Source organism: Streptomyces sp. NPDC051310 (assembly GCF_044455245.1).
Classification (GTDB): domain Bacteria; phylum Actinomycetota; class Actinomycetes; order Streptomycetales; family Streptomycetaceae; genus Streptomyces.
The window spans coordinates 125,352-140,752 of record NZ_JBITEO010000017.1; the positions used below are offsets into that span (position 1 = coordinate 125,352).

General features: G+C 72.8%; 17 protein-coding genes. 11 read left to right on the forward strand and 6 right to left on the reverse strand.

The window, feature by feature from the left end; genetic code table 11:
- The first annotated feature begins 24 nt into the window (after nucleotides 1-24).
- Nucleotides 25-699, forward strand: coding sequence for a thymidine kinase (locus tag ACIA79_RS23755; protein ID WP_399430351.1), 675 nt, complete (start codon nucleotides 25-27; stop codon nucleotides 697-699).
- On the opposite strand, the gene ACIA79_RS23760 is transcribed toward ACIA79_RS23755, so the two are convergent.
- Nucleotides 671-1,444 carry a VOC family protein gene (locus ACIA79_RS23760; protein WP_399430352.1) on the reverse strand — a complete coding sequence of 258 codons (774 nt, stop codon included), beginning with the start codon at nucleotides 1,442-1,444 and terminating at the stop codon, nucleotides 671-673. The genes ACIA79_RS23755 and ACIA79_RS23760 overlap by 29 nt on opposite strands.
- A gap of 230 nt (nucleotides 1,445-1,674) precedes the next feature.
- On the opposite strand from ACIA79_RS23760, the gene ACIA79_RS23765 reads away from it, so the two are divergent.
- A complete protein-coding gene (locus tag ACIA79_RS23765; protein WP_399430353.1) occupies nucleotides 1,675-2,502 on the forward strand; it encodes a sulfurtransferase in 828 nt (275 codons plus the stop codon).
- Nucleotides 2,503-2,602: 100 nt separating this feature from the next.
- On the opposite strand, the gene sepH is transcribed toward ACIA79_RS23765, so the two are convergent.
- The 3 genes from sepH to ACIA79_RS23780 form a co-directional block, all read right to left on the reverse strand.
- On the reverse strand, nucleotides 2,603-3,658 hold the full coding sequence (gene sepH, locus ACIA79_RS23770) for a septation protein SepH (RefSeq protein ID WP_399430354.1): 1,056 nt from the start codon (nucleotides 3,656-3,658) through the stop codon (nucleotides 2,603-2,605).
- Nucleotides 3,659-4,094: 436 nt separating this feature from the next.
- Nucleotides 4,095-5,408, reverse strand: a complete 1,314-nt coding sequence (locus ACIA79_RS23775) for a D-arabinono-1,4-lactone oxidase (RefSeq protein ID WP_399430389.1) — start codon at nucleotides 5,406-5,408, stop codon at nucleotides 4,095-4,097.
- The gene (locus tag ACIA79_RS23780; protein ID WP_399430355.1) at nucleotides 5,374-6,630 is read right to left on the reverse strand and encodes an MFS transporter; all 1,257 of its coding nucleotides are present in this window, start codon (nucleotides 6,628-6,630) and stop codon (nucleotides 5,374-5,376) included. The genes ACIA79_RS23775 and ACIA79_RS23780 overlap by 35 nt, the downstream gene beginning before the upstream one ends.
- Before the next feature lie 163 nt (nucleotides 6,631-6,793).
- Between ACIA79_RS23780 and ACIA79_RS23785 the strand changes: the two genes are divergently transcribed.
- Together ACIA79_RS23785 and ACIA79_RS23790 are read left to right on the forward strand one after the other, a co-directional pair.
- Nucleotides 6,794-7,921 carry a ferrochelatase gene (locus ACIA79_RS23785; protein WP_399430356.1) on the forward strand — a complete coding sequence of 376 codons (1,128 nt, stop codon included), beginning with the start codon at nucleotides 6,794-6,796 and terminating at the stop codon, nucleotides 7,919-7,921.
- A gap of 9 nt (nucleotides 7,922-7,930) precedes the next feature.
- Nucleotides 7,931-8,734, forward strand: a complete 804-nt coding sequence (locus ACIA79_RS23790) for an inositol monophosphatase family protein (RefSeq protein ID WP_399430357.1) — start codon at nucleotides 7,931-7,933, stop codon at nucleotides 8,732-8,734.
- Nucleotides 8,735-8,883: 149 nt separating this feature from the next.
- Here ACIA79_RS23790 and ACIA79_RS23795 read toward each other — a convergent pair whose 3' ends face one another.
- A complete protein-coding gene (locus ACIA79_RS23795; RefSeq protein WP_199819789.1) occupies nucleotides 8,884-9,057 on the reverse strand; it encodes a hypothetical protein in 174 nt (57 codons plus the stop codon).
- 326 nt (nucleotides 9,058-9,383) lie between these two features.
- Between ACIA79_RS23795 and ACIA79_RS23800 the strand changes: the two genes are divergently transcribed.
- The 4 genes from ACIA79_RS23800 to ACIA79_RS23815 all read left to right on the forward strand — a co-directional run bounded on the left by ACIA79_RS23800 (nucleotide 9,384) and on the right by ACIA79_RS23815 (nucleotide 12,905).
- Entirely contained in the window at nucleotides 9,384-10,037 is a 654-nt protein-coding gene (locus ACIA79_RS23800; RefSeq protein ID WP_399430358.1) for a response regulator transcription factor, read from the forward strand.
- A 3-nt stretch (nucleotides 10,038-10,040) separates the two neighbouring features.
- Entirely contained in the window at nucleotides 10,041-11,270 is a 1,230-nt protein-coding gene (locus ACIA79_RS23805; RefSeq protein WP_399430359.1) for a sensor histidine kinase, read from the forward strand.
- A 395-nt stretch (nucleotides 11,271-11,665) separates the two neighbouring features.
- Complete coding sequence (locus tag ACIA79_RS23810; protein WP_003955561.1) at nucleotides 11,666-11,962, forward strand: DUF4193 domain-containing protein; 297 nt, start codon at nucleotides 11,666-11,668, stop codon at nucleotides 11,960-11,962.
- 13 nt (nucleotides 11,963-11,975) lie between these two features.
- Nucleotides 11,976-12,905 carry a hypothetical protein gene (locus tag ACIA79_RS23815; RefSeq protein ID WP_399430360.1) on the forward strand — a complete coding sequence of 310 codons (930 nt, stop codon included), beginning with the start codon at nucleotides 11,976-11,978 and terminating at the stop codon, nucleotides 12,903-12,905.
- 22 nt (nucleotides 12,906-12,927) lie between these two features.
- Here ACIA79_RS23815 and ACIA79_RS23820 read toward each other — a convergent pair whose 3' ends face one another.
- Complete coding sequence (locus ACIA79_RS23820; protein WP_399430361.1) at nucleotides 12,928-13,410, reverse strand: DUF3093 domain-containing protein; 483 nt, start codon at nucleotides 13,408-13,410, stop codon at nucleotides 12,928-12,930.
- A gap of 58 nt (nucleotides 13,411-13,468) precedes the next feature.
- Between ACIA79_RS23820 and ACIA79_RS23825 the strand changes: the two genes are divergently transcribed.
- The 3 genes from ACIA79_RS23825 to ACIA79_RS23835 are packed head-to-tail and all read left to right on the forward strand — an operon-like array spanning nucleotide 13,469 to nucleotide 15,331.
- The gene (locus tag ACIA79_RS23825) at nucleotides 13,469-14,044 is read left to right on the forward strand and encodes a PaaI family thioesterase (protein ID WP_399430362.1); all 576 of its coding nucleotides are present in this window, start codon (nucleotides 13,469-13,471) and stop codon (nucleotides 14,042-14,044) included.
- Nucleotides 14,041-14,556 carry a dUTP diphosphatase gene (gene dut / locus ACIA79_RS23830; protein WP_199819792.1) on the forward strand — a complete coding sequence of 172 codons (516 nt, stop codon included), beginning with the start codon at nucleotides 14,041-14,043 and terminating at the stop codon, nucleotides 14,554-14,556. Before ACIA79_RS23825 ends, dut begins: the two co-directional genes overlap by 4 nt.
- A 1-nt stretch (nucleotide 14,557) precedes the next feature.
- On the forward strand, nucleotides 14,558-15,331 hold the full coding sequence (locus tag ACIA79_RS23835; RefSeq protein ID WP_399430363.1) for a DUF3710 domain-containing protein: 774 nt from the start codon (nucleotides 14,558-14,560) through the stop codon (nucleotides 15,329-15,331).
- Nucleotides 15,332-15,401 lie beyond the last annotated feature (70 nt).

Below are 15,401 nucleotides of genomic sequence, written 5' to 3' on the forward strand. Positions count from 1 at the left end.
GACCCGAAAGGTCGTCACTTCCCCATGCCCGAGTTGGTGTTCTTCTCCGGAACGATGGACTGCGGAAAGAGCACCCTCGCTCTGCAGATCGAGCACAACCGCTCCGCGCGGGGCCTGCAGGGCATGATCTTCACCCGCGACGACCGCGCCGGCGAGGGCAAGCTGTCCTCGCGGCTGGGCCTGGTCACGGACGCCGTCGAGGCCGCCGAGGGCTTCGACTTCTACGCGTACCTCGTCGGCCACCTCAGCAAGGGCGGCCGGTGCGACTACGTCATCGCCGACGAGGCGCAGTTCCTCGCGCCGGAGCAGATCGACCAGCTCGCCCGGGTCGTCGACGACCTCGAACTGGACGTCTTCGCCTTCGGCATCACCACCGATTTCCGCTCCAAGCTCTTCCCCGGCTCGCAGCGGCTGCTGGAACTGGCCGACCGGGTCGAGCGGCTGCAGGTCGAGGCGCTGTGCTGGTGCGGTGCGCGCGCCACCCACAACGCGCGCACCGTCGGCGGCGAGATGGTCGTCGAGGGCGCCCAGGTCGTCGTCGGCGACGTGAACGCCGGGAACGAGATCGGGTACGAGGTGCTGTGCAGGCGCCACCACCGGCGCCGGATGACGGCCGCGACCGCCCGCGCGGCTGCCCTGTCCCCGGACGTCCTGCCGGTCGCGGACGAGATCAGCGCGGGGCCGACCGCACGATCGTGAACACCGCGCCCTCCGGGTCCGCGACCGTCGCGTGGCGGCCGGCGGCATCGTCGCGCGGCGGCTTCAGGAGCTGACCGCCCAGCTCGGTCACCCGGCGTGCCGCGTCGTCCGTGTCCGCCACCTCGAACCAGGTCATCCAGTGCGCGCCCCGGTCGCGGGGCAGCGCGGTGCCGACCCCGTGCAGCGAAGCCACCGGGCGGTCGCCGGCCTTCAGCGTCACAACGTCGACATCGGCCGAAGCCAGCGGTTCGAGCTCGTAGCCGAACACCGTCTTGTAGAACTTGCCGACCGCATCGGTCTCCTGCGTCAGCAGCTCGTTCCAGGCGGGCGTGCCGGGTCTGCCGCCCACCGCCGTCCCGAGGTGGGCGGCCTGCTCCCAGACCCCGAAGACGGCGCCCGTCGGGTCGGAGCAGATCACCATCCGGCCGGCGTCGGCGGCGTCCAGCGGCCCCACGGCGACCGTGCCGCCGCTGCACCGGATCGCTTCGGCGGTGGCGCCGGCGTCGGCCGACGCCAGGTACGGGGTCCAGGCGACCGGCAGGCCGCGGTCGGCCGGGAGCCGGCCGATGCCGGCGACCTCCTCGTCGTCGAGCAGTGCGCGCACGTACGGGCCGAGCTGCTGGGGACCGGGCCGGAAGCTCCAGCCGAACAGCTCCCCGTAGAACTCCTGCGTCGCGTCAAGGTCGTGCACCATCAAGCTCACCCAGCAGGGTGTACCGGGCTTGTGCCGAGCCGCCTCGGTCATCGTCACTCTCTCCTCGGACCATCGGTCGTGGCCGTGCAGGGGGGACCGGACGTGCGGGCCGTTCGGGTGCCGGCCTCACGCCTCGTCAGATGCTTGCACCACCGGCCGCCCAGCGCGCCCCGGCCGCGCCGGGATGTGGCGCGATCCCGCAGGAGGATGCCCGGTTTTTCGTTGCCCATCCGCCCTGCGGTGCTCACCGCGGGAGCCGCGCTTGCGGGAGGATGGCACGTATGAACCCCATCATCTCCGCAACCGAACTGGCGGCCGAGCTCGTCGGGCCCCGTCCGCCGGTCCTCCTGGACGTCCGCTACCAGCTCGGCGGCCCGCCCGGACGCCCGGCGTACGAGGCGGGGCACATCCCCGGCGCGGTGTACGTCGACCTGGACTCGGAGCTGGCCGCCGCACCCGGCCCCGGGGGCCGGCACCCCCTGCCCGACGTGGCGGAGTTCGGCGCGGTGATGCGCCGCGCCGGTGTCTCGGCGACGTCGCGGGTGGTCACGTACGACGGCGGTCAGGGCTGGGCCGCGGCCCGCGCCTGGTGGCTGTTGCGCTGGGCGGGACACCAGGACGTACGGGTGCTCGACGGCGGCCTGGAGGCGTGGCGCGGCGAGCTGTCGACGGCGACGCCCACGCCGTCCGTCGGCGACTTCACGCCACGGCCGGGCGGCATGCCGCTGCTGGACGCGGACGGAGCCGCGGAACTGGCCCGGACGGGCCTGCTGCTGGACGCGCGGGCGGCGGAGCGCTACCGCGGCGATGTGGAGCCGATCGACCCGGTGGCCGGCCACATCCCGGGCGCGGTGTCCGCCCCGACCATGGAGAACGTCGACGGGGAGGGCCGCTTCCTGCCGGCCGAGGCGCTGGCCGCTCGTTTCAAGAACCTGGGCGCGGCGGACGCGCCCCGGGTGGGCGTCTACTGCGGTTCCGGTGTCTCGGCCGCGCAGCAGATCGTGGCCCTGGAGATCGCGGGCATCCAGGCGGCCCTGTACGCGGGCTCCTGGTCCGACTGGGTCGGCGACTCGTCCCGCCCGGTCGCCAAGGGGCCGGACCGCGGATGACCGGGCCGCCGGGCTGCCGGGCGGCCCGTACGAGGCCGCCCGGCGCCCGGTGATGCACGCCCAGGACACCGGGAAGCGGTGACCGCTCCTGCCGCCGCGGTCACTCCTGCTTCTTGCGGCGCGTGCCGAAGACGATCTCGTCCCAGCTCGGGACCGCCGCCCGGCGGCCCGGGCGGACGCCGTCCGCCTCCGCCTGCCGGTCGGTGGTGCCGGTGAGCCGGTCGCGGTGACCGCTCACCGCGCGCGGCATGAGCACGTCCGCGTACGCCGAGCCGGCGCCCGCCGAGGCGGCGGGGGCCGGAGGCTCCACCGCCTCGGGTTCCTCGTCGGGGTCCGTGGGGGAGGAGTCGGCGACCGGGCGCTCGGGCACGACCATGTCGCCCCGGAAGCTCGGCACGGCCTCCAGCAGGCTGGTCAGCGAGTCCCGCTCGGGCTCGTCGTCGGCCTCGGGGACCGGCGGCGGAACCGGGGTGCGGTCCAGCGGCCGGTCGCGCGGCAGCCGCGCGATCCGCGGTACGAAGGGGAAGCTCGGCTCCTGCACCGCCACGGCGTCGTCGGTCTCGCCGATCAGCGCGCGTGCCTCGTCGTCCACGGCCTGGACGAGCCGCCTGGGCGGGTCGTAGGTCCAGCTCGCCGAGTGCACCTCGCCCGCGACCCGGTAGACCAGCAGGACCTCCCAGGTGCCGTCGTCCCGGCGCCAGGAGTCCCACACCACGGTGTCCTTGTCGGCGCCACGCAGCAGCAGCCGCTCCTGCACCGCCTCGCCGAGCTGCGGACCGGTGTTCTCACCGGGCCGGCGCACGGGGGTCTTACGGGCGCGTTCGGCCATGAAGGCGCGCTCCGCGAGCACGGGGCCCTCGAAACGGCGCACCCGCTCGACAGGGATGCCGGCGAGCTGCGCGACCTCCTCCGCGGAGGCACCGGCCCGTATCCGCGCCTGGATGTCGCGCGGCCGGAGGTGGCTCTCCACCTCGATCTCGATCTGACCCAGCCGGGCGCGGTCGTTGCGTACCGCGGCGCGCAGCCGTTCGTCGATCGGAAGTGTGTACTCCGTGTTGTCAGCAGCCTTCAGCACCAGTCGTGTGCCGTCGTTGGAGACGGCCACGACACGCAGTTCGGGCATGGGGACCTCCCGGGTGGTGCCTGCCGACGTCACCTGCGTCGCTGCTTCCGCTAGTCGAGTGTGGCCTGCCCGGGTGCAGCCTGCCACAACCTTGCCGAGTTGCCCGGCGTGTCGGGCATGGGCCCTGGAACGCCGTTATGGCACGGTTACCTATTTGCAACGCAGGGTGACCGTGACGGTCACTCTGTGCAGCAGGCGTCCGTGCGGTGCCGCGGCGCCGCCGGATCGAGTGCCATGCGAGGCCCCCTCCCGTTGGTCCCGGACACCCGTGAAGGACCGGAGCCCAGGGTTCGCCACAGTACTCCATTCGGGCCACCTGGGTGGACCGGCGCGCCGTCGAAGTTGTCCCGTGGCGCGGCAGTTGGGCTCCGCCGGTTATTCCCCGCGCGTGTCATCCTTCACGCAATCGACGCAAACGGAACTATTCGATTCGGTCATGGGGCACAGCGCCCGGAGGCTCGACGAGGCGTCAGGCGCCCAGCACCCGCCGCAGGTAGGCGTTGCCGAACAGCCGGTCGGGATCCAGCCGGTCCCGCAGAGCCGTGAACTCGCCGAACCGCGGATAGACCCCGGCGAGGTACGCCGCGTCCCGGGTGTGCACCTTGCCCCAGTGCGGCCTGCCTCCGTGCGCGGTCATGATCCGTTCCGCGGCCGTGAAGTAGGCGTGGTACGGGGTGCCCTTGTACATGTGCACCGCGATGTACGCCGTCTCCCGGCCCGACGCCGTCGACAGGGTGATGTCGTCCGCGGGGGCCGTGCGCACCTCCACCGGGAAGCTCACCCGCAGCGGCGACCGGTCGACCATGGCCTTCAGCTCGCGCAGCGCGCCGACGGCCGCCTCGCGGGGGAGCGCGTACTCCATCTCCACGAACCGCACCCGGCGCGGACTGGTGAAGACCCGGTACGGGATGTCCGTGTACGTACGGGCGGACAGCGCCCGGCTGGAGACCCTGGCGATCGCCGGGACGGCGGCGGGCACGGCCCGGCCGACCGAGTTCACCACCTGGAACAGCCCGTTGGAGAGGAACTCGTCCTCGATCCAGCCGCTGACCCGGCCGGGCGGCGCCGCGGGCCCCGCGCTGCGGTTGTTGCGCTTGGTGTTGCAGTTGCCGGTGTGGGGGAACCAGTAGAACTCGAAGTGCTCGTTCTCCGCGTGCAGCGCGTCGAACTCCGAGGTGACCTTGTCGAAGGTCATCGGCTCCTCGCGCGCGGTGAGCAGGAAGACCGGCTCGACGGCGAAGGTGATGGCCGAGACGACCCCGAGGGCGCCGAGGCCGATCCGGGCGGCCGCGAAGACGTCCGGGTTCTCCTTCTCGGAGCAGGTCATCACCCGGCCGTCCGCGGTGACCAGTTCCAGCTCCCTGATCTGCGCGGCGATGGAGGCCGAGTCCCGGCCGGTGCCGTGCGTACCCGTGCTGGTCGCGCCCGCGACCGTCTGCTCCATGATGTCGCCCATGTTCGTGAGCGACAGGCCCTCCCGGGCCAGGGCCACGTTCAGCCGCTTCAGCGGAGTGCCCGACTCCACCGTCACGGTCATCGCGCGGCGGTCGATGTGCCGGATCCCGGTGAGGAGATCCGGCCGGATCAGCAGCCCGTCGGTCGCGGCGATGGCGGTGAAGGAGTGGCCCGTACCGACGGTCTTGACCCGCAGCCCCTGCTCGGCGGCCCCGCGCACCGCGTCGGCCAGCTCCGCCACGGAGGCCGGACGCGCTTCCCGTACGGGCCGGACGGCGACGTTGCCCGCCCAGTTACGCCACGTGTCCCTGCCGCTCCGGCTGTTCAGACTCTGCAGAGTCCTGCTCACGCTGCCCCTCCCGCGTCGGCACCGGCCTGCGCAGCCGGCGGTACCCCAGGAACGCCACCACGGCCGCCAGCACCCCCGCAACGCCGGGCACCCCGTACCCCGCCGCCGCCCCGTGGGTATCGACCACCCAGCCGGCGGCCGAGGAGCCGAGCGCCACGCCGACCGCGAGCCCGGTACCCGTCCAGGACATGCCCTCGGTCAGTTTGGTGCGCGGTACGTGCGCCTCGACGAGGGCCATGGTGGTCACCATCGTCGGTGCGATGGCAAGGCCCGCGACAAAGAGCGCCACGGCCAGGACAGGCAGGCTCCCGGCCAGTTGGAGGGGGATCATACTCACGGCCATCGCGCAGACACCCAGGACCCAGCGGCGGGACGGCTCGCCCTTCAGGTGCAGCAGGCCGAAGACCGCCCCCGCGAGACAGGAGCCCAGCGCGTAGACCGCCAGCACCAGGCTCGCGGCGGCCTTGTGGCCCTCCTCCTCGGCGAACGCCACCGTCACCACGTCCACCGCGCCGAAGATCGCACCCGTGGCGACGAAGGCGGCCACCAGCACCTGCAGACCGGGGGAGCGCAGCGCGCTGCCGCCGGTGTGCTGCTCGACGGGGTGCGGCACCGGCTCGGTGGCCCGCTGCGCGGTCAGCCACCACACGCCCACCGCCAGGAACACGGCCGCCAGCAGCGGCCCGGCCTCCGGGAACCAGATCGTCGACAGCCCGATGGAGACGATCGGGCCGAAGATGAAGCACACCTCGTCGACGATCGACTCGAACGAGTACGCCGTGTGCAGCTCCCGCGCCGAACCCTCGTAGATCGACGCCCACCGGGCCCGGGTCATCGCCCCCATGCTGGGCACGCAGCCGGCGGCGGCCGTGAAGGCGAACAGCGTCCAGTCCGGCAGGCCCTGCTGCGCGCAGAGCAGCAGACCCGCCACTGCCGCCACCGTGATCAGCGTCGCCGGGCGCAGCACCCGCCGCTGCCCGTACCGGTCGACGAGCCGGGAGACCTGCGGGCCGAGCACCGCGGCCGAGACGGCGAGGGTCGCCGAGAGCGCACCGGCCAGCCCGTAACGCCCGGTGAGCTGCGAGACCATCGTGACGATGCCGATGCCCATCATGGCCAGCGGCATCCGGCCGAGGAAGCCGGCGAGGGAGAACCCCACGGTGCCGGGGGCGGCGAAGATCGCGCGGTAGGGACTGGGCAAGGGGTACTCCGGCCGGTCGGGCGGTCAGGCGAGGGGCGTAGCGGCACGCAACGGCGCGTAGCAGTGCGTAAGGCGCATGGGCAGTCTTCACAGGTTACGCCCGAACGGGTGAGCCCGCACGGCGGTTTCTCCGCTGTCGGACCCGGGTGGCAGGATCGATCCCATGTCCGATCAGCGCGATCCAGCCCCGTACGACGCCCTGCTGCTGCTCTCCTTCGGCGGCCCCGAGGGGCCCGACGACGTGGTCCCGTTCCTGGAGAACGTCACCCGCGGCCGCGGCATCCCCAAGGAGCGGCTCAAGGAAGTGGGGCAGCACTACTTCCTCTTCGGCGGGGTCAGCCCCATCAACGACCAGAACCGCGCCCTGCTGGCCGCGCTGCGCAAGGACTTCGCGGACGCGGGCCTCGACCTGCCCGTGCACTGGGGCAACCGGAACTGGGCGCCGTACCTGACCGACACCCTGCGCGAGATGGTCCAGGCCGGCCACCGCCGCATCGCCGTCCTCGCCACCAGCGCGTACGCGTCGTACTCCGGCTGCCGCCAGTACCGGGAGAACCTCGCGGACGCCCTCGCGACCCTGGAAGCGGAGGGCCTGCCCCGGCCGCGCGTCGACAAGCTGCGCCACTACTTCAACCACCCCGGCTTCGTCCGGCCCATGGTCGACGGCGTCCTGGCGTCGCTCGCGGAGCTGGACGAGTCCGTCCGCGCGGGCGCCCACCTCGCCTTCACCACCCACTCCATCCCGGTCTCCGCCGCCGACACCTCCGGACCCGTCGAGGAGCACGGGGACGGCGGTGCCTACGTGAAGGAGCACCTGGACGTGGCGCGGCTCATCGCCGACGCGGTCCGGGACGAGACGGGCGTCGAGCACCCCTGGGAGCTCGTCTACCAGTCGCGCAGCGGCGCCCCGCACATCCCGTGGCTGGAGCCGGACATCTGCGACCACCTGGAGGCGCTGCACGGCGCCGGGGCGCCGGCGGTCGTGATGGTGCCGATCGGGTTCGTCTCGGACCACATGGAGGTCCTGTACGACCTGGACACCGAGGCCACCGCGAAGGCCGCGGAGCTCGGCCTGCCGGTGCGCAGGTCGGCCACCGTGGGCGCCGACCCGCGCTTCGCCGCGGCCGTCCGCGACCTCGTCCTGGAGCGGGCGGCGGCGGAGCGGGGCACCGCGGTGGAGCGGTGCGCGCTCGGCGCGCTGGGCCCCTCGCACGACCTGTGCCCCATCGGCTGCTGCCCGGCCCGGGCCCCCCGGCCCGCGGCGGCGGGCGCCGACAGCCCGTACGCGTAAGGAGACCCCGTGACGAGCGACCCGCTCCCCGACGAGCTGCTGGCGCACGCCCTGGAGGCCGCGCGGCGGGCCGGTGCGCTGCTGCGCGACGGCCGCCCCGCCGACCTCGGCGTCCAGGCCACCAAGTCCAGCCCCATCGACGTCGTCACCGAGATGGACATCGCCGCCGAGAAGCTGATCGCCGGTCATCTCGCCGATCACCGGCCGGACGACGGCCTCCTCGGCGAGGAGGGCGGCGTGACGGCAGGCGTCAGCGGCGTCCGCTGGGTGGTCGACCCGCTCGACGGCACCGTGAACTACCTGTACGGCCTGCCCACCTGGGCGGTGTCCATCGCCGCCGAACGGGACGGCGAGACCCTCGTCGGGGTCGTGGTGGTCCCGATGCGCGACGAGACGTTCCACGCCGTGCTCGGCGGCGGCGCGTTCCTGAACGGCCGGCCCCTGCGCTGCCGCCCCGCGCCCCCGCTGGACCAGGCCCTGGTGTCCACCGGTTTCAACTACGTCGCCGAGGTCCGCGCCCACCAGGCGGACGTGGCGCAGCGGCTCATCCCACGGGTGCGCGACATCCGCCGCGGCGGCTCGGCGGCGGTCGACCTCGCCGACGTGGCGGCCGGCCGGCTGGACGGCTACTACGAGCGCGGGCTCCACCCCTGGGACCTGGCGGCCGGCGCCCTGCTCGCCCGCGAGGCCGGGGCCCTGACCGGCGGACGCCCCGGCACGCCCCCGTCGCGCGAGCTGACGGTGGCGGCGTCCCCGGGCGTCTTCGAGCCGCTCCAGGAGCTGCTGGAGGAGTTCGGGGCCTGGCACGACTGAGGACCCCCGGGAGCCGGCCGGCAGCCTCGCGGGTTACCCAAAGCCGGCGCCGGTACCAGCCCCCGTGCGCGGGAGCACGCCCGGACACAAGCGAGCGGCCCCGATGTCGTACCCGGACATCGGGGCCGCTCGCCGGCGCGGGCCGGGACTCAGGCCGTCGCGGCGCCGATCTCCACGCCGTGTTCGGCGGCGAGGCGGCGCAGGTCCTCGAGCTCCTCCTGCTCCACATCGGCCAGGAAGTCGTCGCCCGTCTCGCGCGCCTGCGTGAGGTGGGACTCCGCCGCCTTTATGCGCTGCAGCAGTCCTGTGGTGAAAGCGTCCATCGTGCGCCCCCTCGTCATGGGTCAGTGGCACGGGGGTGTGCCGAGGGTCGGTCGATCGGTAGGGCGATCACGCACGGCACCTCTGGGGGACAGAGCGGTTCGTGGCGCGCCACATACACGGCGTGATCTCGGGTGTGCAGACGTCCTCCCCCAGAGCCGTCTCACAGAAACCTCAAGTCGTTCGTGAATCCGGTGAATTCCCGGTGCCGCAGCCGTGACCAGGGCTCTTGCGGCCAGGTGCCTTACCGCCGGTTTACGCGCGTAAGGGGCAGGATGGAGGCGCACAGTCAACGCCCGCACCCGGGCTCGGAGGAAGGATCAGCGCCGTGCGCGTACTCGTCGTCGAGGACGAGCAGCTGCTCGCCGATGCGGTGGCCACCGGACTGCGCCGGGAGGCCATGGCCGTCGACGTCGTGTACGACGGGGCGGCGGCACTGGAGCGCATCGGGGTCAACGACTACGACGTGGTCGTCCTCGACCGCGACCTGCCGCTCGTCCACGGTGACGACGTCTGCCGCAGGATCGTCGACCTGGGCATGGCCACCCGCGTCCTGATGCTCACCGCCTCCGGTGACGTCAGCGACCGCGTGGAGGGCCTGGAGATCGGCGCCGACGACTACCTCCCCAAGCCCTTCGCGTTCAGCGAGCTCATCGCGCGCGTGCGGGCCCTGGGGCGGCGTACGACGGTGCCGCTGCCGCCGGTCCTGGAGCGGGCGGGCATCAAGCTCGACCCCAACCGCCGCGAGGTCTTCCGCGACGGCAAGGAGATCCAGCTGGCGCCGAAGGAGTTCGCGGTGCTGGAGGTGCTGATGCGCAGCGAGGGAGCGGTCGTCTCGGCCGAGCAGCTGCTGGAGAAGGCCTGGGACGAGAACACCGACCCCTTCACCAACGTCGTCCGGGTCACCGTCATGACCCTGCGCCGCAAGCTGGGCGAGCCGCCGGTGATCGTCACCGTCCCGGGCTCCGGTTACCGGATCTGAGCCGTGGCGACGACTCCAGTGCCTCCCCAGGCGCCCCCCAAGCCGACCTGGGACCCCCGGGATCCGGTCCGCCCCTGGCTGCGGCCCACCATCCGGATACGGCTGACCCTGCTGTACGGCGGCATGTTCCTGATCGCCGGCATCCTGCTGCTGTCGATCATCTACCTGCTGGCGGCACAGGCGCTGCACATCGGCAGCGAGCTGCCGTTCCGGGTCGTCGAGGGCAAGGTGACCAGCGACATCTGCACCTTCCCGCCCGGGCCTCCCAGCGCCGAGGCGGCGAACCGGGCGATGAACGCCTGCGTCAACGAACAGCGCCAGCACGCCCTGGACGACCTGCTGCGCCGCTCGCTGTTCGCGCTGCTGGGCCTGTCCATCATCGCCTTCGCGTTCGGTTACGCGATGGCGGGCCGGGTCCTGTCCCCGCTGGGCAAGATCACGCGCACGGCCCGGAACGTGGCCGGCACGGATCTGAGCCGCCGCATCGAGCTGGACGGCCCGGACGACGAGCTGAAGGAGCTCGCCGACACCTTCGACGACATGCTGGACCGGCTGGAGCGCGCCTTCACCGCCCAGCAGCGGTTCGTCGCCAACGCCTCGCACGAGCTGCGCACGCCGCTGGCGATCAACCGCACCCTGCTGGAGGTCCAGCTCTCCGACCCCGGCGCCCCCGCCGAGCTGCACCAGCTGGGGCGGACGCTGCTGGCCACGAACGAGCGCAGTGAGCAGCTCGTGGAGGGCCTGCTGCTGCTCGCCCGCAGCGACAACCAGATCGTGGAGCGCAAGGCCGTGGACCTGTCGGAGGTCGCCTCGCGCGCCATCGAGCAGGTACGGGCGGAGGCGGAGGCGAAGGGCGTGGACGTCCGCGGCGAGCGGGCTCCGGCCGTCGTCCAGGGCAACGGCGTCCTGCTGGAGCGGATCGCCCTGAACCTCGTGCAGAACGCGGTGCGCTACAACGTGCCGGAGGACGGCTGGGTGGAGGTGACCACCGAGGCCCAGCACGGCCAGGCGGTGCTGGTGGTGTCGAACACCGGGCCGGTGGTACCCGCCTACGAGATCGACAATCTCTTCGAGCCGTTCCGGAGGCTGCGACAGGAGCGCACCGGCAGCGACAAGGGCGTGGGGCTGGGGCTGTCGATCGCCCGGTCCGTCGCGCGGGCCCACGGAGGCCGTATCATCGCGGAGCCCCGCGAGGGCGGCGGCCTCGTGATGCGTGTCACCCTTCCGGTGTGACACGCGGGGCGACGGTCGTCATCGTGTTCGCTTTGCGCGGAATTTTCGGGACCCTTTCCCGCGTTGACCGTGTGTGATCGATCACAAAGGACCGTTTCCGGCCCTCTACTCTCCGTGATCAAGAATTCCTCCGGAAAACCGGGAAAAGTCCGGGTTTCCGGGGCCCTGGATCACGGGAAGTACACGGGGTGGCGCCCGTCGGGTGCCGCCCCGGGACCGTGTACGGTCCCCTTCGCCACCTGAACCCGATCGCTCCGGAGGGGTCCGGTTGGGTGTCGATTGAGTAACAGACCTTGATGTGAGGCAAAATCTCCGCCTCAGGTCGGGCACAAGACCGGCCTCTCACGCGTTACGTGCGCTGGAGACACTGCAAACACCCAGAGGGGGAGAGCGACATGGCAACGGATTACGACACCCCACGCAAGACCGACGACGACGTCGACTCGGACAGCCTTGAAGAACTGAAGGCCCGCCGGAACGACAAGTCCACCTCGACGGTCGACGTCGACGAATTCGAGGCCGCAGAGGGCCTCGAGCTCCCCGGCGCGGACCTGTCGAACGAAGAGCTGGCCGTCCGGGTGCTGCCCAAGCAGGCGGACGAGTTCACCTGCATGAGCTGCTTCCTGGTGCACCACCGCAGCCAGCTCGCGCGCGAGAAGAACGGTCAGCCGATCTGCCGAGACTGCGACTGAGGTCCGGCAGGCCGTGGCAGGCGACAACCCGTCTCGGAAGCGACGCTTCCGGCTCTCCCTCCACCGGAAGCCGGAGGCGTACCAGGGCGGCACGGACCCGGCACCGGGCACGCACGACGCGCCCGCCGAGCACTCCGCCCTCCTGCCCTCCCCCGGCGCGCGTGACGACGAGCGAGGCCCCTCGGCCTCGCTCGAGGCGACCCGCGGGGCGGCAGGCCGGCACCCGGCACGCCCGGACAGGCCGGGGCGGCTGGACGCCGTCCGGACCGGCGTGCGCAACGGCGTCACCAAGGGACGCGAGGGAGCGCGAGCGGGCCTCGCCCACCTCGCCGACCGGCTCATCGAGAACGCACCGCGCGTTCCCGTCCGCGACCTCGCCACCCTGCGCCAGCAGTTCCCCGGGCTCGGTCCCGAGGAGATCGCCGACAAGCTGATCGCGGGCGCCGCCAACGCCACCTCCACGGTGGGCGCGGGCGTCGGCGCCGCCGCCATGCTCCCCGTACCGCCCGCGATGCCCGCCGAGCTGGCCGCGGAGATCACCGGCGTCGCGGCGATCGAACTGAAGCTCATCGCCGAGCTCCACGAGGTCTACGGACAGCGGCCCCCCGGCACCACCCGACAGCGCGCCGCCGCCTACCTCACCTCCTGGACGGAGGAGCGCGGCATCGACGTCACCAAGCCGGCCAGCGTCAACGCCGCCCTCGGCGGCCGGATGAAGCGCGAGCTGCGCCAGCAGATCATGAAGCGCATGGTGCGCAACCTGCCGAACCTCATGCCGTTCATGGTGGGTGCGGCCGTCGGCGCCGTGCTGAACCGGCGCGACACCAAGAAGCTCGCCGAGCGCATCCGCAAGGACCTGCGCACCCGCCAGGTGCCCTGGGACGCCCTGCCCGAGCTGCCCCCGCTGGAGCAGCCCGAGAATCCCAAGGAGCTCGGCTTCTGAGCGGCCCGAGGACCGCGGCTCCTCAAGCGGCGCGGGCCTTCCGAAGCGCCGCCGCCAGGGCCTTCGGGTCGCGGCTCGACAGGTAGACGTACGGCGTCGGGTCCGCCGGGTCCGTCACCTCGACGCGCACCGCCTCCGGCACGTACCCCCGCATCACCATGAACGCGCGCGGGTCCGCCTTGTACGTACGCCAGGCCCGCGCCTCCTCGGCGTCCAGCACCCGCGGGTCGCCCAGCGCCGACAGCGGGATGCGCGCGTCCCCCGCCACCAGCGAGTCCGCCACCACCCGGATGCGGACGGAGCCGTACGAGCTGACCCCGACCGCCGCCAGCGCACCGGCCAGGATCAGCCCGCCCAGCATCGGCAGTGTGCCGAGCGGAAGCATGATCAGTGCGCCGGAGACCCCGACAAGGGCGGCGATCAGCCACCAGGAGCGCGGGGCGGTGAGACGTTCGTCGAACTGCGGCGCGGAGGCCGGGGCAGGAGCCGATGCGGAAGGCTGCATACAACCAAGCTTGGCACGGCGCGACCCAGGGTCCCCCGCGCGGGTAAGGTCTGCGCCTGTGAGCACTGCACTGAGGCCCCCCGCCGAGGCCATACCGCCGGTACGGCACCCCGACGCGCCCGCCCCGGGCGAGCTCCTGGGCGCCCATTACGAGCACTGCTTCGGCTGCGGCGGCGGACAGCCCCACGGGCTGCACCTCGCGGCGCGGGCCGGCGAGGGCGTCACCGTCACCGCCGAGTTCACGGTGACCACGGACCACCAGGGCGCCCCGGGACTGGCGCACGGCGGCGTGCTGGCCACCGCCCTCGACGAGACGCTCGGCTCGCTGAACTGGCTGCTGCGGGTGATCGCCGTGACCGGACGGCTGGAGACCGACTTCGTGCGGCCCGTGCCCGTCGGCACCGTGCTGCACCTGGAGGCGGAGGTCACCGCCGTGCACGGCCGCAAGATCTACTGCCGCGCGACCGGGCGGATCGGCGGCCCCGAGGGCGCCCTCGCCGTCCGGGCCGACGCCCTCTTCATCGAGGTCAAGGTCGATCACTTCATCGACAACGGCCGTCCGGAGGAGATCCGGGCGGCGATGGCCGACCCCGACCAGCTCCGGCGCGCCCGCGCCTTCGAGGTGAACCCCTGATGCCCCACCCTGTCGACGTGCTGATCCGCCGCGTGGACCCCGAGGTACCGCTCCCGGCGTACGAACATCCGGGCGACGCCGGCGCCGACCTCGTCACCACCGAGGCCGCCGAACTCGCCCCCGGCGAGCGGGCCGTCCTGCCCACGGGCATCTCCATCGCCCTCCCCGACGGGTACGCCGCCTTCGTGCACCCGCGCTCCGGGCTCGCGGCCCGGTGCGGAGTGGCCCTCGTGAATGCCCCGGGGACCGTGGATGCCGGGTACCGTGGGGAGATCAAGGTGATCGTGGTCAACCTCGACCCGCGCGAGAGCGTGCGGTTCGAACGGTTCGACCGGATCGCCCAACTGGTCGTTCAGCAAGTCGAGAAGGTCCGCTTCCACGAGGTGGCGGAGCTCCCCGGCTCCGCGCGGGCCGAGGGGGGCTTCGGGTCCACCGGCGGTCATGCCGCCGTGGAGGGCTGGACGGGTGGGAATCGATACGCTTCGGTCGTATCCGACCGGGAAGGACAGTGACGTGTTCGGACGTCGCAAGAAGAGCAGGGCCGCTGAGGACGCAGCGGACGTGGCGCGCGAGGCCGAGCAGGTCGTCGACGAGGTCGACACCGACGACGCGGCCGAGGGCGAGCCGCGCCGCGTGAACCTTCCGCCGGCGCCCCGGCCCGACGGGCCCTGGGACATCACCGAGGTCTCCAAGCCCGACGAGGGCCGGGTGGACCTGGGAGGCCTGTTCGTGCCCGGAGTCGAGGGCATGGAACTGCGGGTCGAGGTCGCCGGGGACGCGATCGTCGCCGCGACCGTGGTGCTGCGCGACAGCGCCATCCAGCTGCAGGCTTTCGCCGCCCCCAAGAACGAGGGCATCTGGGGCGAGGTCCGCGAGGAGATCGCCTCCGGCATCACCCAGCAGGGCGGGGTCATCGACGAGGTCGAGGGCCCGCTGGGCTGGGAGCTGCGGGCCCAGGTCCCGGTGCAGCTGCCCGACGGCACCGGCGGTGTGCAGCTGGTGCGCTTCGTGGGTGTGGACGGGCCGCGCTGGTTCCTGCGCGGTGTGATCTCGGGGCAGGGCGCGGTGCAGCCGCAGGCCGCCGGACTGCTGGAGCAGATCTTCCGCGACACCGTGGTCGTCCGCGGCGAGGGCCCGATGGCGCCGCGCGACCCGATCGTCCTGAAGCTGCCCAACGACGCGCAGATGGTGCCCGAGGGCGTCCAGCAGGAGGACCAGGAGTCCTCGCGGTTCTCCGGCGGCATGGGCCAGCTCCAGCGCGGGCCGGAGATCACCGAGGTCCGCTGACCTCCCGCCGCGGTGCCGCGGTGTCCACGCTCGGGGCCCCCGGGTGCGGACGCGGCACCGCGCGGTCCCG

Coding starts and splice junctions, on each gene's coding strand:
- ACIA79_RS23755 (WP_399430351.1), top strand. CDS start 25: ATGCCCGAGTTGGTGTTCTTCTCCGGAACGATGGACTGCGGAAAGAGC.
- ACIA79_RS23795 (WP_199819789.1), bottom strand. CDS start 9,057: ATGGACGCTTTCACCACAGGACTGCTGCAGCGCATAAAGGCGGCGGAG.
- ACIA79_RS23765 (WP_399430353.1), top strand. CDS start 1,675: ATGAACCCCATCATCTCCGCAACCGAACTGGCGGCCGAGCTCGTCGGG.
- ACIA79_RS23760 (WP_399430352.1), bottom strand. CDS start 1,444: ATGACCGAGGCGGCTCGGCACAAGCCCGGTACACCCTGCTGGGTGAGC.
- ACIA79_RS23810 (WP_003955561.1), top strand. CDS start 11,666: ATGGCAACGGATTACGACACCCCACGCAAGACCGACGACGACGTCGAC.
- ACIA79_RS23820 (WP_399430361.1), bottom strand. CDS start 13,410: ATGCAGCCTTCCGCATCGGCTCCTGCCCCGGCCTCCGCGCCGCAGTTC.
- ACIA79_RS23785 (WP_399430356.1), top strand. CDS start 6,794: ATGTCCGATCAGCGCGATCCAGCCCCGTACGACGCCCTGCTGCTGCTC.